This is a genomic window from Streptomyces sp. NPDC090119 (genome assembly GCF_044747085.1).
Lineage (GTDB): Bacteria > Actinomycetota > Actinomycetes > Streptomycetales > Streptomycetaceae > Streptomyces.
In genome coordinates this window covers 677539-703153 of sequence record NZ_JBIVDK010000004.1, presented here as the reverse complement: position 1 = coordinate 703153, position 25615 = coordinate 677539, and the positions used below count along the sequence as shown (strand labels likewise).

At 71.9% G+C, this 25615-nt stretch carries 20 protein-coding genes; 13 read left to right on the top strand and 7 right to left on the bottom strand.

The annotated features are described in order from the left end of the window. Positions 1 to 3: 3 nt before the first annotated feature. Positions 4 to 2118 carry a glycogen debranching protein GlgX gene (gene glgX, locus ACIPPM_RS20895; protein ID WP_401449857.1) on the bottom strand — a complete coding sequence of 705 codons (2115 nt, stop codon included), beginning with the start codon at positions 2116 to 2118 and terminating at the stop codon, positions 4 to 6. A gap of 23 nt (positions 2119 to 2141) precedes the next feature. Next, a complete protein-coding gene (locus tag ACIPPM_RS20890) occupies positions 2142 to 2648 on the bottom strand; it encodes a pep a2 (RefSeq protein WP_401449854.1) in 507 nt (168 codons plus the stop codon). A gap of 300 nt (positions 2649 to 2948) precedes the next feature. On the opposite strand from ACIPPM_RS20890, the gene ACIPPM_RS20885 reads away from it, so the two are divergent. The 9 genes from ACIPPM_RS20885 to ACIPPM_RS20845 all read left to right on the top strand — a co-directional run bounded on the left by ACIPPM_RS20885 (position 2949) and on the right by ACIPPM_RS20845 (position 17464). Next, on the top strand, positions 2949 to 3248 hold the full coding sequence (locus ACIPPM_RS20885) for a DUF5133 domain-containing protein (RefSeq protein ID WP_361659373.1): 300 nt from the start codon (positions 2949 to 2951) through the stop codon (positions 3246 to 3248). A gap of 112 nt (positions 3249 to 3360) precedes the next feature. After that, a complete protein-coding gene (locus ACIPPM_RS20880) occupies positions 3361 to 5352 on the top strand; it encodes an alpha-1,4-glucan--maltose-1-phosphate maltosyltransferase (RefSeq protein WP_401449851.1) in 1992 nt (663 codons plus the stop codon). Further along, a complete protein-coding gene (treS, locus tag ACIPPM_RS20875) occupies positions 5349 to 7067 on the top strand; it encodes a maltose alpha-D-glucosyltransferase (protein ID WP_393601920.1) in 1719 nt (572 codons plus the stop codon). The genes ACIPPM_RS20880 and treS overlap by 4 nt, the downstream gene beginning before the upstream one ends. Before the next feature lie 31 nt (positions 7068 to 7098). Further along, entirely contained in the window at positions 7099 to 8463 is a 1365-nt protein-coding gene (locus ACIPPM_RS20870; protein WP_401449848.1) for a maltokinase, read from the top strand. Between the two features lie 3 nt (positions 8464 to 8466). Then, positions 8467 to 10674 carry a 1,4-alpha-glucan branching enzyme gene (gene glgB, locus ACIPPM_RS20865; protein ID WP_401449846.1) on the top strand — a complete coding sequence of 736 codons (2208 nt, stop codon included), beginning with the start codon at positions 8467 to 8469 and terminating at the stop codon, positions 10672 to 10674. A 256-nt stretch (positions 10675 to 10930) separates the two neighbouring features. Further along, on the top strand, positions 10931 to 12835 hold the full coding sequence (locus tag ACIPPM_RS20860; protein ID WP_401449843.1) for an AMP-dependent synthetase/ligase: 1905 nt from the start codon (positions 10931 to 10933) through the stop codon (positions 12833 to 12835). A 142-nt stretch (positions 12836 to 12977) separates the two neighbouring features. Then, the gene (locus ACIPPM_RS20855; RefSeq protein WP_401449841.1) at positions 12978 to 13412 is read left to right on the top strand and encodes an ATP-binding protein; all 435 of its coding nucleotides are present in this window, start codon (positions 12978 to 12980) and stop codon (positions 13410 to 13412) included. Between the two features lie 202 nt (positions 13413 to 13614). Beyond that, on the top strand, positions 13615 to 15009 hold the full coding sequence (locus tag ACIPPM_RS20850; protein ID WP_393592839.1) for an NAD(P)/FAD-dependent oxidoreductase: 1395 nt from the start codon (positions 13615 to 13617) through the stop codon (positions 15007 to 15009). Positions 15010 to 15202: 193 nt separating this feature from the next. Continuing rightward, on the top strand, positions 15203 to 17464 hold the full coding sequence (locus tag ACIPPM_RS20845; RefSeq protein WP_401449839.1) for an FUSC family protein: 2262 nt from the start codon (positions 15203 to 15205) through the stop codon (positions 17462 to 17464). A 26-nt stretch (positions 17465 to 17490) separates the two neighbouring features. On the opposite strand, the gene ACIPPM_RS20840 is transcribed toward ACIPPM_RS20845, so the two are convergent. Continuing rightward, a complete protein-coding gene (locus ACIPPM_RS20840; RefSeq protein WP_401449836.1) occupies positions 17491 to 17928 on the bottom strand; it encodes an ATP-binding protein in 438 nt (145 codons plus the stop codon). A 153-nt stretch (positions 17929 to 18081) separates the two neighbouring features. Between ACIPPM_RS20840 and ACIPPM_RS20835 the strand changes: the two genes are divergently transcribed. Together ACIPPM_RS20835 and ACIPPM_RS20830 are read left to right on the top strand one after the other, a co-directional pair. Next, a complete protein-coding gene (locus tag ACIPPM_RS20835) occupies positions 18082 to 18339 on the top strand; it encodes a hypothetical protein (RefSeq protein WP_401449833.1) in 258 nt (85 codons plus the stop codon). 259 nt (positions 18340 to 18598) lie between these two features. Continuing rightward, entirely contained in the window at positions 18599 to 19054 is a 456-nt protein-coding gene (locus tag ACIPPM_RS20830; RefSeq protein WP_388997890.1) for a cyclic nucleotide-binding domain-containing protein, read from the top strand. Positions 19055 to 19065: 11 nt separating this feature from the next. Here the strand turns inward: ACIPPM_RS20830 and ACIPPM_RS20825 are convergent, their stop codons facing one another. Both ACIPPM_RS20825 and ACIPPM_RS20820 read right to left on the bottom strand, forming a co-directional pair. Beyond that, entirely contained in the window at positions 19066 to 20367 is a 1302-nt protein-coding gene (locus ACIPPM_RS20825; protein ID WP_401449831.1) for an MFS transporter, read from the bottom strand. A gap of 85 nt (positions 20368 to 20452) precedes the next feature. Further along, entirely contained in the window at positions 20453 to 21070 is a 618-nt protein-coding gene (locus ACIPPM_RS20820; RefSeq protein ID WP_393601935.1) for a LysE/ArgO family amino acid transporter, read from the bottom strand. A 66-nt stretch (positions 21071 to 21136) separates the two neighbouring features. On the opposite strand from ACIPPM_RS20820, the gene ACIPPM_RS20815 reads away from it, so the two are divergent. Then, positions 21137 to 22021 carry a LysR family transcriptional regulator ArgP gene (locus ACIPPM_RS20815; protein ID WP_401449828.1) on the top strand — a complete coding sequence of 295 codons (885 nt, stop codon included), beginning with the start codon at positions 21137 to 21139 and terminating at the stop codon, positions 22019 to 22021. Here ACIPPM_RS20815 and ACIPPM_RS20810 read toward each other — a convergent pair. Continuing rightward, positions 21987 to 22709, bottom strand: coding sequence for a TetR/AcrR family transcriptional regulator (locus ACIPPM_RS20810; protein ID WP_401449825.1), 723 nt, complete (start codon positions 22707 to 22709; stop codon positions 21987 to 21989). The genes ACIPPM_RS20815 and ACIPPM_RS20810 overlap by 35 nt on opposite strands. Positions 22710 to 22861: 152 nt before the next feature. Here ACIPPM_RS20810 and ACIPPM_RS20805 point away from each other — a divergent pair, with 152 nt between their 5' ends. After that, positions 22862 to 24082: a saccharopine dehydrogenase family protein gene (locus ACIPPM_RS20805; RefSeq protein WP_401449822.1), complete on the top strand. Its 1221-nt coding sequence runs from the start codon at positions 22862 to 22864 to the stop codon at positions 24080 to 24082. Between the two features lie 3 nt (positions 24083 to 24085). On the opposite strand, the gene ACIPPM_RS20800 is transcribed toward ACIPPM_RS20805, so the two are convergent. After that, complete coding sequence (locus tag ACIPPM_RS20800) at positions 24086 to 25513, bottom strand: M1 family metallopeptidase (protein WP_401449819.1); 1428 nt, start codon at positions 25511 to 25513, stop codon at positions 24086 to 24088. Between the last annotated feature and the right edge of the window lie 102 nt (positions 25514 to 25615).

Below are 25615 nucleotides of genomic sequence, written 5' to 3'. Positions count from 1 at the left end.
AGCTCAGCCGTCGCGGGACGGCCGGGACAGCAGGATCAGGCTCCGCGACTCGACCCGGAGCCGGGTGCCCGCCTTGCGCTCGCGCTCGTCCGGGACGCCCTCGGGGTCGGCGGTGTCGATCAGGGTCGTCCAGCGCTCGCCGTAGGACGCGGCGGGCAGACGGAAGTCGACGGGCTCCCAGAAGCCGTTCAGGAGCAGCAGGAAGGAGTCGTCGACGACCCGGCGGCCGTAGGCGTCGCGCTCGGCGATGGCGTCGCCGTTGAGGAAGACGCCCACCGAGTGCGCGTCACCGCGCCGCCAGTCCTGGTCGGCCATCTCGCGCGCGTCGGGCCGCAGCCAGATCAGGTCGGGCAGCGGCTGCTTGCGCCGGGTCTCGGTCTCGCCCCGGAAGAAGCGGCGCCGCCGCAGCACGGGGTGGTCGGCGCGCAGGCCGATCAGGCGCCGGGTGAAGTCGGCCAGGGCGCGCTGCTCGTCCGTGAGGTCCCAGTCGATCCAGGAGACCTCGTTGTCCTGGCAGTAGGCGTTGTTGTTGCCGCCCTGGCTGCGGCCGAGTTCGTCGCCGTGGCCGAGCATCGGGATGCCCTGGCTGAGCAGCAGGGTGGCCAGCAGGTTGCGCTGCTGGCGGGCCCGCAGTTCGAGCACGGCCGGGACGTCGGTGTCGCCCTCGACACCGCAGTTCCAGGACCGGTTGTCGCTCTCCCCGTCCCGGTTGCCCTCGCCGTTGGCCTCGTTGTGCTTGTCGTTGTACGACACGAGGTCGCGCAGCGTGAAACCGTCGTGCGCGGTGACGAAGTTGACGCTGGCCCGGGGTCTGCGCCTGCTGGCCTGGTACAGGTCGGAGGAGCCGGTGAGCCGGGACGCGAACTCACCGAGCGAGCCGGGTTCGGCCCGCCAGAAGTCCCGTACGGCGTCCCGGTACTTGCCGTTCCACTCCGACCACAGCTGGGGGAAGTTGCCTACCTGGTAGCCGCCCTCGCCCAGGTCCCACGGCTCGGCGATGAGCTTGACGCGGCTGATCACCGGGTCCTGCTGGATCAGGTCGAAGAACGCCGACAGCCGGTCCACCTCGTGGAACTGCCGGGCCAGGGTCGCCGCGAGGTCGAAGCGGAAGCCGTCGACGTGCATCTCGGTGACCCAGTACCGCAGCGAGTCCATGATGAGCTGCAGCACGTAGGGGTGCCGCATCAGCAGGCTGTTGCCGGTGCCGGTGGTGTCGTAGTAGTGCGCCCAGTCGCCGTCGACCAGGCGGTAGTACGAGGCGTTGTCGATGCCCCGGAAGGAGAGGGTGGGGCCCATCTCGTTGCCCTCGGCGGTGTGGTTGTAGACCACGTCGAGGATGACCTCGAGGCCGGCCGCGTGCAGCGCCTTCACCATGGCCTTGAACTCGTTGACCTGCTGGCCGCGCGAGCCGAGGGCGGCGTAGGCGTTGTGCGGGGCGAAGAAGCCGATGGTGTTGTAGCCCCAGTAGTTGGACAGCCCCCGGTCGCGCAGCACACCGTCCTGCGCGAACTGGTGGACCGGCATCAGCTCGACCGCGGTGACACCGAGCGAGGTCAGATGCTCGGTCACCGCGGGATGCGCCAGCCCGGCGTAGGTGCCGCGCAGCCGCTCCGGCACGTCCGGGTGGGTGGCGGTCAGGCCGCGCACATGGGTCTCGTAGATGACGGACTCGGAGTACGGGCGGCCCGGCGGGCGGTCGTCGCCCCAGTCGAAGTAGGGGTCGGTGACGACGCCCAGCATCGAGTGCCCGGCGCTGTCGGCGGGCGCCGGGCCGTGCGGGTCGCGTTCGTAGAGCGAGGGGTCGTTGTCCGTCTGGCCGTCGACGGCCCGCGCGTAGGGGTCGAGCAGCAGCTTGGCCGGGTTGCAGCGGTGGCCGAGGGAGGGCTGCCAGGGGCCGTGCACCCGGTAGCCGTAGCGCTGCCCGGGCCCGACGTCCGGCAGGTATCCGTGCCAGACGGAGCCGTCGACCTCGTGGAGGGGTACGGGCGTCTCGGCGCCCGCGTCGTCGACGAGGACCACTTCCACGCGTTCGGCGACCTCGCTGAACAGCGCGAAGTTGGTGCCCTGACCGTCGTAGGAGGCGCCCAACGGATAGGGGTGCCCGCTCCACACGGGCACCCCCTTCCGGGACTTCCTGGCCGTCACCGGGCGCCCGCCAGGACACCGGCGGGGGCCTCGGCCACCCGTACGGGCACCGGGGCCGCGCGGGGCACGCGCAGCATCCGGCGGATGTGCGGCGAGGGAGCGGTCGGGACCAGCGGGACCCGCTGGCCGGCCCGGGCACGCTGCGAGAACCAGATGATCCTGGCTCCGGTCTCGGTGGCGCAGCAGCCCCATCCGTCGCTCATGGCGGCGATGTCGGCGAGGCAGGCACGCAGGCCCTCGTCCGGGCCCAGATCGTGGTCGCCGCCGCCGATGGCGGTGATGAGGTGCTGGCCGTTCCACCACATCTCGATGGATGTGGTGGAGTCCGGTGCGTGCTGGTCGATGGCGCGCAGCAGAAGCTCGGTGCCGCGGCGGACGGGCTCCACGAGATTGTCGAGGTCCCAGTGACTGAGGTGGGCGGCCAGGATGCGGCTGACCTGTCCCACCCGTTCCGGGCCGACTTCCACGTCGAGGTGGTAGTAGCGGGGCACTGCGGTCTCCATTGTCGCTTGCTCCTCACCGGCGAAGCTCCTGCTCCACGGCCGTCCGACGGGATCGCCGAACACTCAGCGTGAACACCAGTCGCTTCTGAGTCACCATCCACACTGCGGCTGCTACGCCATTCGTGCAACACGAGCGTCACGAACGGCGGGGTCGTTGAAGGTCCAACAGGACGGAGTGTGTTTACACGTGCACCATGAGTGAAAGCCTCGATCGCCGTAACGGTGCCGTGCCCTCCCATGCGCGGTCATCACCCGACCGTCGGGAACGCGAGGGTCGAGCCGTGGAAGGTGAAGGGGACCATGCTGCTACCCGCCAAGGCCGAAGTGGCCCGGCAGTTGCGGCGTTACCGGGCCTGGGAGCGCGTGATGCTCGCCTCGCCCCACGACCGCACGGTCCGGAGCACCTTCGAGGATTCGGGCTACACGTTGTGCGTGTTGATGGGAAAACGCTGCGCCAGGGAGGCGGCGGACGCCGCCGAGCGGTATCTGCGCTCCACCCCGGCCGGTTATCTGAGCGAGCAGGACGGGCGGCCGCAGCCCGGCCGGACGGCGCGACGCGCGCAGTCACCGGAGCGGCGATCCACGGCGCCAAGCCCCTGACCTGGCACCGTACATGGCGTTCCCCTACGGGACGGCACCTGCCGGCCCCGTATCCAGGACCGCGAAGCCGGGCCCCGTGTGCCCGGCTTCGCGCACGGCGGAGGTGAGATCCATGCGCAGGACCCCGGCCATCGGCCGCGTACCGGTACGTGATGTCCGGCCGGCCGTGGAGTGCGGCAGGCGCCCGGCGAAGGCGGTGGCCGGGGAGACGTTCCAGGTGACCGCGACCGTGTTCCGTGAGGGACATGACGCGGTGGGCGCCAATGTGGTCCTGCGCGGTCCCAAGGGCCGGCGCGGCCCGTGGACCCCGATGCGCGAGCTGTCCCCCGGCAGCGACGTGTGGGGCGCGGACATCACCCCGGACGCCACCGGACGCTGGACCTACCGCGTGGAGGCGTGGTCCGATCCGGTCGCCACCTGGCGGCACCAGGCGGCCATCAAGATCCCGGCCGGGATCGACACCGGGCTGGTGCTGGAGGAGGGCGCGGAACTCTACGAGCGCGCGGCCGCCGGAGCGCCCAAGGGCCCCGAGCGCGACCTCGTCCTGGCCGCCGCGCACGCCCTCGGCGACGACACCCTCTCGGTGAACCACCGTCTGCGGGACGCGCTGGGCCCCGAGGTGGAGGCGGTCCTCGCCCGGTACCCCCTGCGGGACCTGGTGACCGCCTCTGACCCGATGCCGCTGCTGGTGGAGCGCGAGCGCGCGCTGTACGGCTCCTGGTACGAGTTCTTCCCCCGCTCCGAGGGCACGGTCGAGCAGCCGCACGGTACGTTCCGCACGGCGGCGAAGCGGTTGGAGGCCATCGCGGAGATGGGCTTCGACGTGGTCTACCTCCCCCCGATCCACCCGATCGGCACGGCCCACCGCAAGGGCCGCAACAACACCCTGACGGCGACCCCTGACGATGTCGGTGTCCCCTGGGCGATCGGTTCGCCGGAGGGCGGTCACGACGCCATCCACCCCGACCTCGGCACGCTTGAGGACTTCGACCACTTCGTCGGCCGGGCAAGCGAGTTGGGGATGGAGGTAGCGCTCGACTTCGCCCTGCAGTGCTCTCCGGACCACCCGTGGGTGGAGAAGCACCCGCAGTGGTTCCACCACCGCGCGGACGGCACGATCGCGTATGCGGAGAACCCGCCGAAGAAGTACCAGGACATCTACCCGATCGCGTTCGACGCGGACATGGACGGCCTGGTCACCGAGACCGTGCGGGTGCTGCGGCACTGGATGGAGCACGGGGTGCGGATCTTCCGGGTCGACAACCCGCACACCAAGCCCGTGGTGTTCTGGGAGCGGGTGATCGGGGAGATCAACGGCGCCGATCCGGACGTCATCTTCCTGGCGGAGGCGTTCACCCGTCCCGCGATGATGCACACCCTCGCCCAGGTCGGCTTCCAGCAGTCGTACACGTACTTCACCTGGCGCAACAGCAAGCAGGAACTGACCGAGTACCTGACCGAGCTCTCGGGGGACGCGGCCGCGTACATGCGGCCCAACTTCTTCGCCAACACCCCCGACATCCTGCCCGGCTACCTTCAGCAGGGCGGCCGTGCGGCCTTCGAGGTCCGGGCGGTGCTCGCGGCCACCCTCTCCCCCGCCTGGGGCGTCTACAGCGGCTACGAACTCTGCGAGAACCGGCCGCTCAAGCCGGGCAGCGAGGAGTACCTGAACTCCGAGAAGTACCAGCTCGAACGCCGGGACTGGGAAGCCGCCGCCCGTGAGGGACGCACCATCGCCCCCCTCATCACCAGCCTCAACGAGATCCGCCGCAGGCACCCCGCACTGCACCACCTGCGCAATCTCAGCTTCCACCCCACCGACAACGACTCGGTGCTCGCGTTCAGCAAGACCACCGGCGACGACACGGTCATCGTGGTCGTCAATCTCGACCCGCACCACACCCAGGAGGCCACCGTCTCGTTGGACCTGCCGCGACTCGGCCTGGACTGGAACGACGCCCTGTCCGTGCACGACGAACTGACGGGCGAGACATATCACTGGGGCCGCGACAACTACGTGTGCCTCAGCCCCGGCCGCACCCCCGCGCACGTCCTGCGTGCCGAGTCGGCGACGTCACCGATCGGAGGGCCCGCAGCGTCATGACCGTCAACGAACCCGTGCCGGACACGTTCGAGGACACACCGGCCAAGGACCGGGACCCCGAGTGGTTCAAGCGTGCCGTCTTCTATGAAGTGCTGGTCCGTTCCTTCCACGACAGCGACGGCGACGGTGTCGGCGATCTGCAGGGTCTGACCGCCAAGCTCGACTATCTGCAGTGGCTCGGCGTGGACTGCCTGTGGCTCCCGCCCTTCTTCAAGTCCCCTCTGCGCGACGGTGGTTACGACGTCTCGGACTACACCTCCGTCCTTCCCGAGTTCGGGGACCTGGCCGACTTCGTGGAGTTCGTGGACGCGGCCCATCAGCGGGGCATGCGGGTCATCATCGACTTCGTCATGAACCACACGAGTGATCAGCACCCGTGGTTCCAGGAGTCCCGCGCCAACCCCGAGGGCCCCTACGGCGACTACTACATGTGGGCCGACGACGACAAGCAGTACCAGGACGCGCGGATCATCTTCGTCGACACCGAGGTCTCCAACTGGACCTTCGACCCGGTGCGCGGACAGTACTTCTTCCACCGCTTCTTCTCGCACCAGCCGGACCTGAACTACGAGAACCCGGCCGTGCAGGAGGAGATCCTGGCCGCCCTGCGGTTCTGGCTGGACCTCGGCATCGACGGCTTCCGGCTCGACGCGGTGCCGTACCTGTACGCGGCCGAGGGCACCAACTGCGAGAACCTGCCCGCCTCGCACGCCTTCCTCAAGCGCGTCCGGAGCGAGATCGACGCCCAGTACCCGGACACCGTGCTGCTGGCGGAGGCCAACCAGTGGCCGGAGGACGTCGTCGACTACTTCGGCGACTACTCCACCGGCGGCGACGAATGCCACATGGCGTTCCACTTCCCCGTCATGCCCCGCATCTTCATGGCCGTACGACGGGAGTCCCGCTACCCGGTCTCGGAAATCCTCGCCAAGACCCCGGCCATTCCCACGAACTGCCAGTGGGGCATCTTCCTGCGCAACCACGACGAGCTGACCCTCGAAATGGTCACCGACGAGGAACGCGACTACATGTGGGCCGAGTACGCGAAAGACCCGCGTATGCGCGCCAACATCGGCATCCGCAGGCGCCTCGCCCCCCTGCTCGACAACGACCGCAACCAGATCGAACTGTTCACCGCCCTCCTGCTCTCCCTGCCCGGCTCGCCGATCCTCTACTACGGCGACGAGATCGGCATGGGCGACAACATCTGGCTCGGCGACCGCGACGCCGTCCGCACCCCCATGCAGTGGACCCCGGACCGCAACGCGGGCTTCTCCTCCTGCGACCCCGGACGCCTCTTCCTGCCCACGATCATGGACCCGGTCCACGGCTTCCAGGTCACCAACGTCGAAGCCTCCATGTCCTCCCCGTCCAGCCTCCTGCACTGGACCCGCCGCATGATCGAGATCCGCAAGCAGAACCCCGCCTTCGGACTGGGTTCGTTCACGGAACTCTCCTCGTCCAACCCGGCGGTGCTGGCCTTCCTGCGCGAATACGGCGACGACCTGGTGCTGTGCGTGCACAATTTCTCCCGGTTCGCGCAGCCCACCGAGCTGGATCTGCGGGAGTTCGACGGGCGGCACCCGGTGGAGCTGATCGGCGGGGTGAAGTTCCCGGCCATCGGCGAGCTGCCGTATCTGCTGACCCTCGCGGGCCACGGTTTCTACTGGTTCCGGCTCACCCGACCCGCATCCCGCATCGGCCGCCGCCGCTGAGCGCCCGGCGCCGAGGAAAGGACGCGTCACCATGCCGAAGACCATCACCCTCAGCCCCCCGGCGGCGACCGGTGCCGAAGGGCTCCTGGCCTCGCTGGGCGGCCTGCTGCGCGACTGGCTGCCCCGGCAGCGCTGGTTCGCGGGCAAGGACCGGCCCGCCACCGACCTGTCGGTGCTGTCCGCCACCGAACTGTTCCCGGGCTGCCTGCACCTGCTGGTGAACGCCTCGCACGCGCCGGTGCCCACGCCCGGCGGCACTCCCCCGCCCGGCGACTGCTACCAGCTGCTCCTGGGCCTGCGCGAGCGGCCCGCGCCGAGCCTGGCGCGGGCGCTCATCGGGCGCGCCGAGCACGGCCCGCTGGCCGGGCTCGACGTGTACGACGCGCTGCACGACCCGCGCTGCGCGCAGCTGCTGCTGGAGCGGCTGCGGCAGCCCGGCACGGCGGGCCCGCTGCGTTTCGAGGCGGACCGGAACGCCGATGTGCCCGGCAGACTGGCACCCCGGCTGCTGACCAGTGAGCAGTCCAACTCCTCGATCGTGTACGGGGATTCCTACATCCTGAAGGTGTTCCGCCGTATCCAGCCGGGCGTCAACCCGGATCTGGAGGTGCCGCAGGCACTGGCCGCGCAGGGCTGTGCGCGGGTGCCCGCGCCGGTCGCGTGGTTCTGCACCACCGCGCCGCGCCCGGCCACGCTGGGCGTGCTCCAGCCGTTCCTGCCGGACGCGGTCGACGGCTGGGAGCTGGCGCTCGGGGCACTGGCCCGGGGCGAGGACTTCACCGCCGAGGCCAGCGAGCTGGGCGGTGCCATGGCCGAGGTGCACCTCGCGCTGGCCGGGGCGTTCCCGGCGGCCGGTGGGGACGAGAACGACGTCACGGCCGAGGCGATGTGCGCGCGGGTCGACGCGGCGGCGCGCGCGGTGCCGGGGCTGCGGCCCTATGTGCCGGGCCTCAGGGCCGCGTTCGGGGCGCTGGCCGCCCACGACTCCGGTCCGGCCGCCCAGCGGGTCCACGGCGATCTGCACCTGGGTCAGGTGCTGCGCGCCGGGCCCGACTGGTTCGTCATCGACTTCGAGGGCGAGCCCTCCCGTCCGCTCGCCGAGCGGCGGACCGCGCAGTCCCCGGTGCGTGACATCGCCGGGATGCTGCGCTCCTTCGACTACGCGGCCCGGCAGCGCCGCCCCTGGCGGCCCGAGTGGGCCAGCCGCTGCCGGGAGGCGTTCTGCGCGGGCTACGCGGCCCGAGCGGGCTGGGACCCACGCAAGGAGCACGCGCTGCTGCGCGCGCACGAGACGGACAGGGCGGTGTACGAGGTCCTGTACGAGGCGAGACACCGGCCGGACTGGCTTCCGGTCCCGATGGCGGCCATCGAGCGGCTCGCCGAGTGGAGAGGCTGAACCATGGCACTGCGCGACATTTCGCTGCCCGAGACCTCGGGCCCCGTCCGCACCTCGTCCGTCGCCCTGGTGGGCGAGGAGCGCGACCGTCTGCTCGGCGGCGCGCATCACGATCCGCACGCCCTGCTGGGCGCGCACCCGGTACCGGGCGGTGTGCTGTTCCGGGCGCTGCGCCCGAACGCGCTCGGCGTGAGCGTCCTCGTCGACGGAGAGCGCTCGCCGCTGGTCTCGGAGGGCGACGGCCTGTTCTCGGCCGTACTGCCGTACCGGGAGATCCCCGCGTACGAGCTGGTGGTGGCGTACGGGGATGGCGAGCGGACGGTGCACGACCCGTACCGTTTCGCGCCCGCGCTCGGTGAGCTGGACCTGCATCTGATCCGCGAGGGCCGGCACGAGGAGCTGTGGAAGGCGCTGGGCGCCGAGCCGATGACCCACGAGGGGGTCGGGGGTACCCGGTTCACCGTGTGGGCGCCGAACGCCCAGGGGGTGCGGCTGGCCGGGGACTTCACGTTCTGGGACGGCACGCAGTACCCGATGCGCTCGCTAGGCGCGGCCGGGGTGTGGGAGGTGTTCCTGCCGGGAATCGGCGAGGGCGCCCGGTACAAGTTCGAGATCACCTCGCGGTACGGCCACCGGTTCCTGAAGGCGGACCCGATGGCCCGGCTCACCGAGGTCCCGCCGGACACCGCCTCCGTCGTCACCTCCTCCGCGTACGCGTGGAACGACGGTCAGTGGATGACGCACCGGGGCGACACGCCCGTGCACCGGGCGCCGATGTCGGTGTACGAGGTGCATCTGCCGTCCTGGCGGCCGGGGCTGACCTACCGCGAGCTGGCCGAGGAACTGCCCGCCTACGTACGGGACCTGGGCTTCACGCACGTGGAGCTGATGCCGGTCGCCGGGCACCCCTTCAGCGGCTCCTGGGGCTACCAGGTCACCTCGTACTACGCGCCCACCCCGCGGCTCGGTTCGCCGGACGACTTCAAGTTCCTGGTGGACGCGCTGCACCGGGCGGGCATCGGCGTGATCATGGACTGGGTCCCGGCCCACTTCCCCAAGGACGACTGGGCGCTGGCCAGGTTCGACGGCGACCCGCTGTACGAGCCCGGAGACTCCCGGCGGGCCGAGCACCCGGACTGGGGGACGTACGAGTTCGACTTCGGCCGGACCGAGGTGCGCAACTTCCTGGTGGCCAACGCGGTGTACTGGTGCGAGGAGTTCCACATCGACGGGCTCCGCGTGGACGCCGTCGCCTCGATGCTCTACCTCGACTACTCGCGCGAGGACGGCCAGTGGGCGCCGAACGTCTTCGGCGGGCGCGAGGACCTGGACGCGGTCGCGTTCCTCCAGGAGATGAACGCGACCGTGTACCGGCGCTGCCCCGGTGTGGTGACCATCGCCGAGGAGTCGACGGCGTGGGAGGGCGTGACCCGGCCGACCGACAGCGGCGGTCTCGGGTTCGGGCTGAAGTGGAACATGGGCTGGATGCACGACTCGCTGGAGTACGTGCAGAAGGAGCCGGTGCACCGCAAGTACCACCACCACGACATGACGTTCTCGATGGTGTACGCGTACAGCGAGAACTACGTGCTGCCCATCTCGCACGACGAGGTGGTGCACGGCAAGCAGGCGCTGGTGTCGAAGATGCCCGGCGACTGGTGGCAGCGGCGCGCGAACCACCGGGCGTACCTGGGTTTCATGTGGGCCCACCCCGGCAAGCAACTGCTCTTCATGGGGCAGGAGTTCGCGCAGGGCGCGGAGTGGTCGGAGAAGCAAGGGCCCGAGTGGTGGCTGCTGGCCGACGACTACCACTCGGCGGCCGACCACCGGGGCATGCGGGACCTGGTACGGGAGCTGAACACGGTGTACCGGGACGCCCCTGCGCTGTGGGAGCGGGACACCGATCCGGGCGGCTTCCAGTGGTCGATGTGCGACGCGGCCGACGACAACGTCTTCGCGTTCGTCCGGTACGCCGAGGACGGCACTCCCCTGCTGGCGGTGTCGAACTTCTCGCCCGTGGTCCGGGAGGACTACCGGCTCTGGGCGCCCGAGCAGGTGCCCGCCTGGCAGGAGGCGCTGAACACCGACGCGGTCCGGTTCGGCGGCAGCGGCGTCCAGGTCGGTGACGCGGGCAAGCTCCGCCCCGAGGACGGCCGGCTGCGCCTGACACTGCCGCCGCTCTCCACGGTCTGGCTCACACCCGCCCGCTGAGCCTTCCGCACCGGCGTCCGACGAGGGGCGGCCGGGGTCGTACGGACCCCCGGCCGCCCCTCTCGGCGTGTCCGGACGCCCGTGCCGATACCCGCACGGAACGGGGGCACCCGGGACCCACCGGACACCCGCAGGTCATCAGCGGATCACGACTTTCTCCTTCCCCCCACCGAAACCGCTTCCCCGCGCTACATTCGTGCACCGCCGACACAGAGCCGATCGGCGGGGTCACCCTCCGTACTCCCAGGAGCAGCGCATGCGCGACGTCGCCTCCGCTCCGGCAGCGTTCCCGCCGCCCGCCGGCGGGCTCGCCGACACCGTCTTCGAGAAGGCCGAGAAGAGTCCCGGACTGCCGCTGCTCGCCCGGCACGCGAGGTCCGCCGCGGGCGAGTGGGAGACGGTCACGGCCGCCGAACTGCGGGACGAGGTGCTGGGGCTGGCCAAGGGACTGGTGGCCGCCGGGATCTCGCCGGGCCACCGGGTGGCCCTGATGGCCCGCAACCGCTACGAGTGGACGGTGCTGGCGCACGCCCTGTGGACCGTGGGCGCGGAGGTCGTCCCGATCCATCCGACCTCCTCGCGGGACCAGGTCGAGTGGATCCTGCGGGACGCGGGCTGTGTGGCCGTGGCGGTCGAGGACGAGCTGGGCGTGATGACCGTCGGCACGGTGTGCGCGGTGCTGCCCCGGCTCCGGCACGTCTGGCAGCTGGACGCGGGTGCGCTCACCGAACTCACCGAGCGGGGCGTGGACATCCCGCTGACCACCGTGGAGTCGCTGCGCCGGATCGTGCTGCCGGACTCCACGGCGGCGGTCACCTACACCTCCGGCGCCACCGGGCGTCCGATGGGCTGTGCGCTGAGCCATCGCGGGCTGGCGTACTCCTGCGACGTGCTGCTGGCGGGCTGGGGCCACACGGCCGCGCAGCCGGGCGAACAGCCCTCGGTGCTGGCGTTCCTGCCGTTCTCGCACGTGTACGGGATCATGGTCCAGACGCTGTGTCTGCGCGGCGGCATCCTGATGGCGCACGAGCCGGAGATGTCCGAGGAGGCGCTCGCCTCGGCGCTGCGCACCTTCCGGCCGACGTATCTCTACGGTGTCCCCTCGGTTTTCGAGAAGCTGTATAAGACGTTCCTGAGGACGGCTCAGCAGGCGGGCCGGGGCGCGCTGTTCGAGCGGGCGGCGCAGACCGCGCGGGACTTCGCGGAGTCCGAGGAGCGCGGCCGCCTCGGCATCGGGACGGGCCCCGGCCTGGATCTGCGGCTCCAGCACGCCCTGTACGAGCGGACCGTGTACCGCAAGCTGCGGTCCGCGCTCGGCGGCCGGGCCCGGCGCGGCACCTCGGGCGGGTCCTCGCTGAGCCGCGAACTGTCGCTGTTCTTCGAGGGCATCGGCCTGTACATCCACGACGGGTACGGACTCACGGAGACCTCCGGCGGGATCACCATGCAGCCGCTGGGCCGGGAGAAGTCGGGGACGGTGGGCGTGCCGCTGCCCGGCACCGAGGTCCGGGTGGCCGAGGACGGGGAGATCCTGGTGCACGGCCCGTCGGTGTTCCAGGGCTACATCGGCGACGAGGCCCGTACCCGGAGCGTGCTGCGCGGCGGCTGGCTGTCGACCGGGGACATCGGAAGGCTGGACCGGGAGGGGTATCTGACCATCACCGGCCGCAAGAAGGACGTCATCATCACCTCCAGCGGCAAGAGCGTGGCGCCCGCGCCGCTGGAGCAGCGGCTGCGCATGCACCCGCTGATCCACCAGGCGGTGGTCGTCGGCGAGGACCGGCCGTGCATGGGCGCGCTGATCACCCTGGACCCGGAGTTCCTCGCGCACTGGCGGGCCGCGCTGGCGCTCCAGGGCGACTTCGAGGGGCGGGAGAGCCGGGAGGAGAACGCGCTGCGCGAGGAGTTGGCCCGCGCGATCGCCTCGGCCAACAGCGCGGTGTCCCGCGCCGAGTCCATCCGGGTCTACCGGGTCGTGCAGGAGCCGTTCGCCCCGGACAACGGGCTGCTGACGCCGTCGCTGAAGCTGCGCCGGGACGCGATAGCGCGGCACTACGCGGCCGAGATCGACGCGATGTACAAGGCGCGTTCGCGGGCCGCGCGGTCCGGACGGGGCCCGGAACCGGCGGACTGGGACGAGCCGGACGACGTGTTCCGGTGAGCCGGTGTCCGTCCGGTGGCGCGGCCACGCGTAATCCGCGTGGCGCTGGGAACCCGCCCTGGTGAACTGACCAGCGACGATGACCGCCCCGGAGCGCGGGGGCCGAGCCCGACCCGCTCCGGGGGACGGCGGGGAATACGAGATGGCGACAGAGCGGCGTTGGGACGGCACCCCTCCCTCCGAGAGGGCGCACGAGCGTGCGTACTCCTTTCCCGGCGAGCTGCCGAACGTGACGGGCGCGCGGCTGGCCGCGGAGGAGTTCCTCCGCAGGCTCGCCCGTGACGCGCCGCCCTCGGCGCCGGAGTACTGGGACGACATCCTGCTGGTGGTCACGGAGCTGGCGGCCAACGCGGTCCAGTTCGCGCCGGGGCCGTTCGGACTGCGGATGCGGCGCACCTTCGACGGGGTGCATGTGACCATGCACGACACCAGCACGGTGGTGCCCGAGCCGCGCCCCTTCAGGCCGAGTTCGGGCGGCGGGGGCATCGGCTGGCATCTGGTGCACACCCTGTGCGACCAGGTGAGCGTCGTCGTGGTGGCGGACGGCAAGGACATCCACGTCTTCCTGCCCTGGTGAGAACGGTGGAAGGTGTACCGGTGCGGAATCGGGTTACTCCGGTGCGTGGAGGGGCAGGCTGCTGCCCACGCGTCCGCCGCCGGGGCGCTTCCGACTGGCGGAACGGCTCGGGGCGCGGTGGGATCGGGTGTGGTGACAGTGGTCCAGGGCATGCGAACGGCGTCCATCCGGACCGACGGGAGCCGCAGAAGGGAACAACACCGTGACACGACGACCCAGGATTCTGGTGATCGGCGCAGGCTTCGCCGGAGTCGAGTGCGTCCGCCGGCTGGAGCGCAAACTCGGCCCTGACGAGGCGGATGTCGCGCTGGTGACGCCGTTCTCCTACCAGCTCTACCTTCCGCTGCTGCCCCAGGTCGCCTCCGGCGTGCTGACGCCACAGTCGATCGCCGTCTCGCTGCGCCGCAGCAAGAAGTACCGCACCCGGATCATTCCGGGCGGGGCGATCGGGGTGGATCTGGCGGCGAAGGTGTGCGTCATCCGCACCATCACCGACGAGATCGTCAACGAGCCCTACGACTATCTGGTGCTGGCGCCGGGCAGTGTGACCCGCACCTTCGACATCCCGGGCCTGGCCGAGCACGCCTTCGGCATGAAGACGCTCGCGGAGGCCGCGTACATCCGCGACCACGTCATCTCGCAGCTCGACCTCGCGGACGCCAGCGACGACCCGGAGGAGCGGGCGGCGCGGCTGCAGTTCGTGGTGGTCGGCGGCGGCTACGCGGGTACGGAGACGGCGGCCTGCCTCCAGCGCCTCACCCACGCGGCGGTCCGCCGCTATCCGCGGCTGGACCCGAGTCTGATCCGCTGGCATCTGATCGACATCGCGCCGAAGCTGATGCCGGAGCTGGGCGACAAGCTCGGCAAGCAGGCGCTGAAGATCCTGCGCGACCGGGGTATCGACGTGTCGCTCGGGGTGTCGGTCGCCAAGGTGACCGAGGACGAGGTCACCTTCACCGACGGCCGGGTGATCCCGACGCACACCCTGATCTGGACGGCCGGTGTCGTCGCCAGTCCGCTGATCGGCACGATGGACGCGGAGACGGTGCGCGGGCGGCTCGCGGTGACCCCGGAGATGACGGTGCCGGGGCACGACGGGGTGTTCGCGCTCGGCGACGCGGCGGCGGTGCCCGATCTGGCCAAGGGCGAGGAGGGCGCGATCTGCCCGCCCACCGCGCAGCACGCGATGCGGCAGGGCCCGAAGGTCGCGGACAACATCATCCACGCGCTGCGCGGCGAGCCGCTGGAGCCGTACGTCCACAAGGACCTCGGTCTCGTCGTCGACCTCGGCGGCAAGGACGCGGTGTCCCGGCCGCTCGGCATCGAGCTGCGTGGCATCCTCGCCCAGATCGTGGCGCGCGGCTACCACTGGTCGGCGCTGCGCACCGGGGTCGCCAAGGCGCGGGTGCTGGTGAACTGGGTGCTGAACGCGGTCGCCGGGGACGATTTCGTCCGCACCGGCTTCCAGGCCCGCAAGCCCGCCCAGCTGAAGGACTTCGAGTACACGGACTCCTATCTGACGCCGGAGCAGGTGCGCGGCGAGGTGCGGACGGCCGAGGCGGAGGGCAAGGTGCGGGGGAAGGTCACCGGGGGCTGACGGAGATGAGCCGGGCCGCCGGAGGCCGCCGTCCCGTGGTGGGGACGGCGGCTTCCGGCGGCTGCGGGCGCGTGGTTCCGGGGGTCGCGGGCGCGCCGGGCCTGCATGAGCCGGCCAGGCGCGAGTCGGGCGGGGCGTCGTGACATCCTGGGTCGTAGATCATGGTCCGGCACGGGAGAGAGAGCGCGGCGGCGTGAAGGCAAGGGGACGGGCGCTTCTGGTACGGCTGTGGGACCGGGTCGCCGCGTCCGATCCGGGACTGCTGCGGCTGATCGCGGGGCTGCGCACGGTGGCCGCGATCGCCCTCACCCTGTTCGTGCTGGGCGTGCTGCGCTTCCCGGTGCCCGAGCTGGTCGCGGGCGCGATGGCGGCGATGTCGTCGACGTTCGCCGTCCGGGAGACCGACCGCGCCAAGCAGGGCATCACGCTGGCGCTGTGTCTTCCGGTGGCGCTGGCGGCGGTGTCACTGGGCGCGGTGCTGAACCGGTGGCCGCTGGTCAGCGACATCTCCTTCCTGCTGCTCATCTTCGCGGCCGTCTACGGGCGCCGGTTCGGCGAGCGGGCCACGGGGCTGGGGCTGATCGGCTTCCAGGTCTACTTCCTGTCGCTGTTCGTCCGGGCCACGGTTCCGGCGCTGCCCTCGCTGTACGTGGTGATCGCGGTGGCGGTCGGGTGCAGCGCCTTCGCGCGGTTCGTGCTGATGCCGCAGACGGAGGCGGGCACGCTGGACCGGCTGCGGCGGGCCTTCCGGGCCCGGCTGGGGCAACTGCTGGGCACGCAGATCGAGCTGCTGGACGCGGGTCCCGAGGACGTCGACAAGGTCGTGGAGGACCTGCGCACCGGGACCGCGCGGCTGCACGAGACGGCGCTGATGATCCAGGGCCGGCTGGAGCGCGGTACCTCGGACGAGGCGGTGGCCCGGCTGCTGCAGCGCCGTACCGCGGACGCCGAGATCGCCGCCGAGCGGCTGGGGCTGATGCTGCTCACCGCGCGCAGCGCCGAGCGGACCAACACCCTCACCCTGCATCTGCCGGGCGCGCCGCTGCCGTCGATCGGGGTGCTGCCGGTGCGGGACGCGTCGACGGAGCTGATGCGCCGGGACCTCGGGGCGCTGCGGCTGCTGGTGCTGCGTCCGGTGGGCGAGACCTCGGGGACGGCGCTGGCGCAGGTCCGCAACCGGCTGCTCGGCTACCGCGAGGAGGACAACCTGCCCGACGCGTCCCCGGCCGTGCAGGACGTGTTCCGCGGCATCGGTGAGGCGGCGCGCGCGGTGCTGGGTCTGCGGACCGCGCTGGACGGCCCGCAGGACGAGTCGGACGACAGTCCGGCGACGGCCAGGTCCCGTGAGGAGCTGGAGGCCGAGGACGCGGCGATCGAGATCAGCGAGGAACCCGACGCGGAGAAGGCCGAGCCGACGGGGCTGCGGCGGCCCACGACGCGGGCGGCCGTGCAGGTCGCGGTGGGGTCGACGCTGGCCATCGCGGGCGGTGAGCTGCTGTCCCACCAGCGGTGGTACTGGGCGGTGCTGACCTGCTGGATCGTGTTCATCAACACCACCTCCACCGGGGAGATCCTGGTGAAGGGCGGTCGGCGGCTGCTGGGAACGGTCCTCGGGGTGGTGGCCGGTATCGGGCTCGCCGGTGCGGTGGGGCACCACACGTGGACGGCGTTCGCGCTGGTGCTGGTGTGTGTGTTCGCCATGTTCTACACCGCTCCCCTGTCGTACACGCTGATGTCGTTCTTCGTGACGGCGGCGCTGGGGCTGCTGTACACCCTGCTGAACACGTACAGCATGTCGGTGCTGCTGTTGCGGGTGGAGGAGACGGCGCTGGGCGCGGCGTGCGGGGTGGTCGCGGCGGCGGTGGTGCTGCCGGTGCACACCGACCGGCGGACCAACGAACTGCTCGTGGACGTGCTCGACAAGCTGGCCGAGCTGACGCAGGCGGCCGTGGACCAGCTCAGTGGGCGCCCGCACGTGGATCTGGTGGACCAGGCACGCGAGCTGGACCAGGCGCTGGCCGACCTGCACGCGGCGACCCAGCCGCTGACGCACCCCATCACCCCGCTGCGTACCCGCCGGGACACCGCCCGGTACGTGGTGGCGCTGTTGGAGACCTGCGCCTATCACGGGCGGGCGCTGGCGGCCACGGCCGAGCTGCTGCCCAGCAACCCCTCGATCGCGGCCGACCCGAGGCTGAGCGGTGTGTGCAGCCGGATCGTGCACAACATCGAGGCGATCGCCGACCATGTCCGCGACCCGCACTCCGCCGCCGAGATCGAGACGGGCCCGAGCATCGCCTCCATGCTGGAGCCCGGCACCCTGGCCACGCCCCGCTGGGGCCGGGTCACGGACCGGGTCCTGCGCCATCTCCAGCGCCTGGACGAGGCGGTCTCGGGCCTGGCCCGTCCGCTGGGCGTCCCGGTCGAGGTGGAGAAGGCCACCGCCAAGAAGTAGCGGTCGGCGGTCCCGGGGGACGACGTTCAGCGCAGGGGTACGACGGCGGTGACGCATTTGCCGCCGCGGGGCAGCCCCGCCACCTGGACGTCACGGGCGAGCAGGCTGACGATGGGCCAGCCCCGGCCGCCGGTGCGGCTCCGGTCGGCGTCGGTGCCCAGGGAGGCGGTGGTGTCCGGGAGTTCGTCGCTGCGGTCGCTCACCGAGAGCCGTACGCCACGGGTGTCGACGTCGACCTCGAAGCAGGTGATGCCGCCGCCGTGCAGGATGGCGTTGGTGGTCAGCTCGGAGGCGACGAGCAGGGCGTCCTCGAGGGTCTCGTCGGCGCAGTCCAGCGCGCGGTCGCGGCAGCGCTCGGTCACCACCCGGCGTACGGTTCTGCGGGCGTCGGCCGGCCGATACGCCATGGTCCTGCGGCTCTGCCGAGGCACGGCCGGGGTGCTGGTCTTGTACTGCTCGCACATGGTCTCGTCGTCCCTCCCTGGCGGTGCCCGGTCTCCGCTCGGGCCGTACCCGGACGGCCGGGGTCTCTTCCTTGCGGCTGACCCCTCGCGGCGATGTCAAACACCGTGGGTGCGGCTGCCTTTCACCGGGCGCCGAGCGGGTAGGAGCCCGGCATGAGTGATGTCGTGGACGCGGATGAACTGTTGCGGCGTATCCGGCGGGGCCGGGATCTGGCCGCCGAGGAGGAGCGGGCGTGGCTGGAGCGGGCGCAGAGCCTGACGGCCACCGATCCGGACCGGGCGCGGGAGGCGACCGAGCGCGCGCTGACGTACCAGGTGGTGGTCGGGGTGCTGACGGAGATCGTCGCGCCGGGCAGTCACCCCGCTGAGGCGGGCGGGGCGGGAGCGGCGGGAGTGAGGCACGTCACGTGATTCCGCCCCCATTACCGGTCACGCGCCCTGTAATTTATCGTTCACACATATCGGGGCGCGCGCCGGACCGGTACTCGTGAGTTCGCGCGCTTCCGCACAGACCGCCCTGGCTGGTTACCCCCGTCCAGCCAGGGCTTTTTCCTGCCCTCGGCACGGCGGGCCCGCGCGCGGCCGCTGCTTCGAGGTGCCCCGCACGGCGGCAGCGGCTCAAATGGGCTTAGGGAACCACCCGAACGGCCGCCGGTGAGGAGCCCCGCGTATGACCAAAGCGATCAAACTGTTGACCGCCCTGCCACAGGCACAGCGGGAACGGCTGATGGAGCTGGCCAAGGAGGTCTCCTTCCCGGAGGACACCCGGGTGTTCGGGGCGGGCGGCGTCGCCGACCGGTTCTGGGTGATCCGGTCGGGGGCGGTCTCCCTGGACCAGCAGGTGACCTCGCGCCAGTACGTCACCGTGGCCACGCTCGGCGCCGGTGACCTGCTCGGCTGGTCCTGGCTCTTCCCGCCGTACGAGTGGGACTTCGGGGCGGTGGCGTTCAGCAACGTCCGCGCCTACGAGTTCGAGGGGCCCGCGGTGCTCGCGCTGTGCGTGGAGGACCCGCTGCTGGGCCTGTCGCTGGTGCGGACCGTGGCCGAGATCCTGGCCCACCGGCTGGAGACGACCCGCGGCAAGCTGATGGACCAGTACGCGATCCGGCGGAGCACCCCCCTGTAGCGTCCCGCCGGTCAGATCCGGTAGCGGCGCAGCGCGGGCGTCACGGCGGCCAGCGCCAGCATCACGACGACCACCAGCGCGCCACCGCCCGCGACGGCGGCGCGGGGACCGAAGGCGGAACCGGCGGTGCCGTGCAGCACGTCGGCGAGGCGTGGTCCGCCCGCGACGACCACGGTGAAGACGCCCTGCATCCGGCCGCGCATCTCGTCGGTCGCGGCGGACAGCAGGATGGCGCCCCGGAAGACCATGGAGACCATGTCGGCCACGCCTCCGGCGGCGAGGAAGGCGACCGCCACCCAGAGGTTGCCGCTCAGCCCGAACCCGACGACGGCGAGCCCCCAGCCGACCACCGAGCCGATGACCATCCAGCCGTGGCGGCGGGCCCGTGAGAACACACCGGAGAACAGCCCGCCGAGCACCGCGCCGACCGGGATGGCGGCGAAGAGCAGGCCGAGCGCGAACCCCGAGCCCCAGGCGCCGTAGGTCTGCGCGGCCAGCTCCGGGAAGAGCGCGCGGGGCATGCCGAAGACCATGGCGACGATGTCGGCGAGGAAGGACAGCAGCAGCACCTTGTGCCCGGCGATGTACCGGAACCCGGCCGCGATCTCCCGCACCCCGGCGCGGCGGGCGATGGTTTCGCCGAGCGGGGGCAGGGCGGGCAGCCGGAAGACGGCCCACACGGTGAGGGTCAGCGCGACGGCGTCGACGAGGTACAGCTCGGGCAGTCCGATGACCGGGATCAGCACACCGGCGAGCAGCGGCCCGGCGACCGCGCCGATCTGCATGACGGTGGTGCCGAGCGCGTTGGCCGCGGGCAGTTCCCCGGCCGGGACCAGCCGGGCCACGGAGGCGCTGCGGGCGGGCTGGTTGAGGCCGAAGAACGCCTGCTGGGCGGCGAGCAGGATCATCAGCACCGGCACCGAGTCGAGGCCGGTGACGGCCTGGGCCCAGAACAGCAGCGAGGTCACCGCGATGCCGATGTTGGTGACCAGCAGCAGCTTGCGCCGGTCCACGGTGTCCGCGACGGCCCCGCCCCAGAGCGCGAAGACGACCATGGGGACGAGCCCGGCGAGGCTGGCGTAGCCGACCCAGGCCGAGGAGTGGGTGATGTCGTAGATCTGCTTGGGCACGGCGACCGCGGTGAGCTGGCTGCCGACCGCGGTGACGATGGTCGACGACCACAGGCGCCGGTAGGCCGGGATGCGCAGGGGGCGGGTGTCCATCGCCCAGCGGCGCCAGCCGCGTGCGGGCGGGTCCCCTCCGGGCGTCTCGCCCTTGCCCGCGTCGGTGGTGCTGCTCTCGCTCGTGTCCACGGAGGTCCTGGTTGCTCGATACATCTTTCGATTTCGAGCCTCACTATCGCAGCAACACCCGGCGAAAGCCGAACCCTTCGCCGCCTCAGGCGCCGATCAGCAGCATCGCGCCCAGGCCCAGCATGGTGACGGCGACCAGCCCGTCCAGCACCCGCCAGGCGGCGGGCCGGGCCAGGACGCGGCCGAGCAGCCGGGCGCCGAGGCCGAGGGCGGCGAACCAGACCAGGCTGGCCAGGGCCGCGCCCAGCCCGAAGGTCCAGCGCAGCGGGCCCCGGTCGGCGGCGAGGGAGCCGACCAGGAAGACGGTGTCCAGGTAGACGTGCGGGTTGAGCCAGGTCATCGCCAGGCAGGTGAGCACCGCGCGCCGGATCGACCCGGCCGCCTCGCCCTCGGTGCTCAGTCCGCCCGTGCCGGGGCGCAGGACGCGCCGGGCGGCGAGGGCGCCGTAGCAGAGCAGGAAGACGCCGCCGACGATGCCGACCGCCCGGACCGCGTCCGGCCAGGCCACCACGATCGCGCCGACCCCGGCGACGCCGAGGGCGATGAGCAGGGCGTCCGAGAGCGCGCAGATGCCCACCACGGCGAGGACGGCGTGCCGACGAACCCCCTGGCGCAGGACGAAGGCGTTCTGGGCGCCGATGGCGACGATGAGGGAGAGGCCGGTGCCGAAGCCCGCGGCCGCGGCGGTGAGCGCGTGGTTCATGCCGTCGACGCTACGGACCGGATCACCGCGCGTACAGCTAAAGATTCTTACGTAACATTAGCTCTCGTGATGAACGAGCTTCCCCTGGACCAGGTGCGGACCCTGCTGGCCGTGGTGGACGAGGGCACCTTCGACGCGGCCGCCGCCGCGCTGCACGTGACGCCGTCGGCGGTGAGCCAGCGGGTCAAGGCGCTGGAGCAGCGCACCGGCCGGGTGCTGCTCCAGCGCACCAAGCCGGTCCGCCCGACCGACTCCGGCGCGGTCCTGGTCCGGTACGCCCGGCAGCTCGCCCGGCTGGAGCGGGACGCGCGCGACGAGCTGGGGATGAGCGGGGCCGGGGAGCCGACGCGGGTGTCGGTGGCGGTGAACGCCGACTCGCTGGCCACCTGGTTCCTGGACGCCCTCACCGAGGTGCCGGGGCTCGGTTTCGAGCTGCGCCGGGAGGACGAGGACCACACGGCGGCGCTGCTGCGCGAGGGGCTGGTGATGGCGGCCGTGACGGGGTCGGCGGAGCCGGTGCCCGGCTGCTCGGTGCGCCCGCTGGGCCGGATGCGCTATCTGCCGGTGGCGGCGCCGGAACTGGCCGCGCGGCTGCCGTCGGGACCGCTCGCGGAGGCGCTGGGCGCGCTGCCGGTGATGGTCTTCGACGACAAGGACGACCTCCAGGACGCCTTCGTCCGCGGGCTCGGCGGTCCGGGCGCGGGCCCGGTGCGGCACTACGTGCCGACCTCGGAGGGGTTCGCGGAGTCGGTGGCGCGCGGGCTCGGCTGGGGCATGGTCCCGGAGTCCCAGGCGGAGCCGCTGCTCGCGGCGGGCCGGGTGGTGCCGCTGGCGCCGGGCCGGTGGCTGGACGTGGCGCTGTACTGGCAGCAGTGGCGGCTGGACTCCCCCGCGCTGGCGGCGCTGGCCGACGCGGTCAGCGCGACGGCGGCGCGGGCGCTGCGCCGCTGAGCCGGGCGGCCGCGCTGTCCAGCAGCATCTCCAGCGCGGTCGGGTAGGCGCTGTGCACCATCTGCCGGGCGAGCAGCGGGGCGGCCTCGGCGATGCGCGGGTGGGTGGAGCGGGGCAGCCGGGCGTAGGTGACGTGCCACTGGTCCTCGTCGGCGCGCTGGGAGGCGCTGGGCAGCGCCAGGGTGGCGGCGTCCAGGGCGGCGAAGGCGAGGGTCTGGTCGATGAAGGCGTGGTAGACCCGCACCGCCTCGGCCAGCGGGAACCCGGCGCGGGCGAGGACGTCGAGCACCGCCTCGTCGACGGCGAGTTCATGGGCGCGGCCGGTGACCCGGCTGACGGTGAGCAGCGCGGCCTGGGGGTGGGCGACGTAGGCGGCGTGGATGCGGGTGCCGATGGCGCGCAGGTCGGCGCGCCATCGGCCGGTGCGCCGCCAGCCTTCGAGGGCCTGGCCGATGAGGGCGTCGCCGATGGCCAGGGTGAGGTCGTCCATGCCGCGGAAGTACCGGTAGAGGGTGCTGGGGTCGCAGTCCAGGGCGATGCCGAGGCGGCGCGCGGTGAGTCCGGCGCTGCCGTGCTCGCGGAGCAGGCGCAGCGCGGTGGTGACGATCAGTTCCTCGGAGAGCACGGTGCCGCTCCGGGTGGGACGGCGCCTGCGGCGCTTCTCCTCGGGCACGACGGGTTTGGGCACGGCACAGCCCTCTCTGCGGTCCGTACGGCGGTCCTGGCGGTGTCCTTATGCCAACGCCATTGACCTTAACGCGGGCCGGGGCGTTGGATGCGGGGCAAGGCGCGCCTGTCCCGTTCTCGTTTCCCGTCCGTGTCAGGCAGGGAGTTTCCGTCATGCGTGTACTGCTCGTGGGCGCCGGTGGTGTGGGCACCGCCGTCACCCGGATCGCGGCCCGCCGTCCGTTCTTCGACCTGATGGTGGTGGCCGACTACGACCCCGCCCGCGCGGAGGCGGCCGTGGCCGCGCTCGGCGCGGACGCGGGCCGGTTCCGGGCCGAGCGGGTCGACGCGGCCGACGAGGCGGCGGTCGCCGGGCTGCTCGAACGGCACGGCTGCGACGTGCTGCTCAACGCCACCGACCCCAGATTCGTGATGCCGCTGTTCCGGGCCGCCCGTACGGCCGGGGCCACCTATGTCGACATGGCGATGTCGCTGTCCCGGCCGCATCCGGAACGCCCGTACGAGGAGTGCGGGGTGAAGCTCGGCGACGAGCAGTTCGCGGCCGCCGCCGACTGGGAGCGCGCGGGCGCGCTGGCGCTGGTGGGGATGGGCGTCGAGCCTGGCCTGTCGGACGTGTTCGCCCGGTACGCGGCGGACGAACTCTTCGACTCCATCGAGGAGATCGGTGTCCGCGACGGCGCCAACCTCACCGTGGACGGCTACGACTTCGCGCCCTCCTTCAGCATCTGGACCACGATCGAGGAGTGCCTGAACCCCCCGGTGGTCTACGAGGAGGGGCGCGGCTGGTTCACCACCGAGCCGTTCAGCGAGCCGGAGGTGTTCGACTTCCCCGAGGGCATCGGCCCGGTGGAGTGCGTGAACGTCGAGCACGAGGAGGTGCTCCTGATGCCGCGCTGGACGGACGCGCGGCGGGTCACCTTCAAGTACGGTCTCGGCCGGGAGTTCACCGACACGCTGCGCACGCTGCACCAGCTGGGCCTGGACCGCACCGCGCCGGTGACCGTGCCGGGCCCGGACGGTCCGGTCGAGGTCTCCCCGCGTGACGTGGTGGCCGCCGGGCTGCCCGACCCGGCGACGCTGGGCGACCGGATGCGCGGCAAGACCTGCGCGGGCACCTGGGTGCGGGGCACCAAGGACGGGTCACCGCGCGAGGTGTACCTCTACCACGTGGTCGACAACGAGTGGTCGATGGCCGAGTACGGCTCCCAGGCCGTGGTCTGGCAGACGGCCGTGAACCCCGTGGTCGCCCTCGAACTCCTCGCCACCGGCGCCTGGTCGGGCGCGGGCGTGCTGGGCCCGGAAGCCTTCCCCGCCCGCCCCTTCCTCGATCTGCTGACCGCCTACGGCTCCCCGTGGGGCCTGCGCGAGCAGTGAGCGTCAGGCGGTCTTCGGCTTGCCCTTGGTGTAGAGCCAGGTGTGCAGCACCGGGGCGACCTTCTTCCCGGACTCCTTCTCGGCGAGCCGGGTGAACTGCTCCGTCGTGCCGTGGCCGTCGCGGTGCCGGTCGGCCCAGGCGCGCAGGATGCGGAGGAAGGCGCGGTCGCCGACGGTCCTGCGCACCTGGTGCAGGGCCATCGCGCCCCGGTCGTAGACGGGCTCGCCGAAGATCTTGCCGCCGTTGCCGGGGTTGCCGGGCGGGTAGGCCCACAGCTTGTCCTTGGCGGGGCGGGCGTAGAGGCCGTCGAAGGTCTTCTGCGCGCTGTCGCCGCCGTGCTGCTCCTCGTAGAGCCATTCGGTGTAGCTGGCGAAGCCCTCGTTGAGCCAGATGTCCTGCCACTTCGTCAGGGAGACCGAGTCACCGAACCACTGGTGGGCGCTCTCGTGCACGAGGGTGTCGATGTCGGGCGCGGAGTCGTACACCGGCCGGGTCTGGGTCTCCAGGGCGTACCCGACGTCCGGGGCGTGGTCGACGATGGAGCCCGCGGCGCGATACGGGTACGGGCCGAACAGTCCGGCCTCCCATTTCAGCACCGAGGGCAGCTTCTTCATCACCGGGTCGGCCTTGCGGGCCTCCCGGGGGTCGACGGCGTCGTAGAGCTGGACACCGCCGGGCAGGGTGCTGCGCCGGACCGTGAAGGTGCCGATGGTGGCGGTGGCGAGGTAGGCGGCCATCGGCTCGGCCTGGTGCCAGCGGAAGGTGGTGCGGCCGTTCTCGGTGCGCTGCCCGCGCAGCACGCCGTTGGCGACGGCGGTACGGCCCTTGGGCACGGTGATCGTGAAGTCGTACGACGCCTTGTCCAGCGGGTGGTTGTTGGCCGGGTACCAGGTCATGGCGCCCTGCGGCTGGCCCGCGACGAAGGCGCCGTCGTCGGTGGGAATCCAGCCGTCGGTCGAGCCGTCCGGGTCGGTGACCGGCTTCGGCTTGCCTTGGTAGCGGACGGTGACCTTGAACTCCTGGCCCTCGCGCAGGGTGTTCTTCGGGGTGACGACGAGTTCTTGACCCTTACGGGTGAAGCGGGCGTCGGTGCGGTCCACGCGGACGGAGGTGACGGTGAGGCCGCTCAGGTCGAGGTCGAAGCGGCTGAGGCGCTGGGTGGCGCGGGCGGTGAGGACGGCGGTGCCGTCGAGGTGCCGGGAGCCGGTGTCGTAGCCGAGGGTGAGGTCGTAGTGGCGTACGTCGTAGCCGCCGTTGCCGCTGAGCGGGAAGTACGGGTCGCCCGCCCCGGCCGCGCCGGTGGTGCCCGACCCGAGGGGTGCGGCGGCACCGAGGAGGGCGGCCACGGCGAGCGGGACCGTGGCGAGGACCGTCTCGCGGCGCAGGAGGGCGATGCGGCGTCGTGCGGCCGGGCGGCGGGAGGACGTCACGTGCGCTCCTTCGGGACGGCGGTGATCGCTCCGCACAGATTAGGGCGCCGGACCCCCCGCTGTCCTGCGCTCCCGATCACCCGCGGGCCGTCCCGGCGTGTC

Bases quoted from the DNA above. Each gene is read 5' to 3' on its own strand.
- ACIPPM_RS20890 (WP_401449854.1), bottom strand. From the start codon at position 2,648: ATGGAGACCGCAGTGCCCCGCTACTACCACCTCGACGTGGAAGTCGGC.
- ACIPPM_RS20885 (WP_361659373.1), top strand. From the start codon at position 2,949: ATGCTGCTACCCGCCAAGGCCGAAGTGGCCCGGCAGTTGCGGCGTTAC.
- ACIPPM_RS20880 (WP_401449851.1), top strand. From the start codon at position 3,361: ATGCGCAGGACCCCGGCCATCGGCCGCGTACCGGTACGTGATGTCCGG.
- treS (WP_393601920.1), top strand. From the start codon at position 5,349: ATGACCGTCAACGAACCCGTGCCGGACACGTTCGAGGACACACCGGCC.
- ACIPPM_RS20870 (WP_401449848.1), top strand. From the start codon at position 7,099: ATGCCGAAGACCATCACCCTCAGCCCCCCGGCGGCGACCGGTGCCGAA.
- glgB (WP_401449846.1), top strand. From the start codon at position 8,467: ATGGCACTGCGCGACATTTCGCTGCCCGAGACCTCGGGCCCCGTCCGC.
- ACIPPM_RS20860 (WP_401449843.1), top strand. From the start codon at position 10,931: ATGCGCGACGTCGCCTCCGCTCCGGCAGCGTTCCCGCCGCCCGCCGGC.
- ACIPPM_RS20855 (WP_401449841.1), top strand. From the start codon at position 12,978: ATGGCGACAGAGCGGCGTTGGGACGGCACCCCTCCCTCCGAGAGGGCG.
- ACIPPM_RS20840 (WP_401449836.1), bottom strand. From the start codon at position 17,928: ATGTGCGAGCAGTACAAGACCAGCACCCCGGCCGTGCCTCGGCAGAGC.
- ACIPPM_RS20835 (WP_401449833.1), top strand. From the start codon at position 18,082: ATGAGTGATGTCGTGGACGCGGATGAACTGTTGCGGCGTATCCGGCGG.
- ACIPPM_RS20830 (WP_388997890.1), top strand. From the start codon at position 18,599: ATGACCAAAGCGATCAAACTGTTGACCGCCCTGCCACAGGCACAGCGG.
- ACIPPM_RS20820 (WP_393601935.1), bottom strand. From the start codon at position 21,070: ATGAACCACGCGCTCACCGCCGCGGCCGCGGGCTTCGGCACCGGCCTC.
- ACIPPM_RS20805 (WP_401449822.1), top strand. From the start codon at position 22,862: ATGCGTGTACTGCTCGTGGGCGCCGGTGGTGTGGGCACCGCCGTCACC.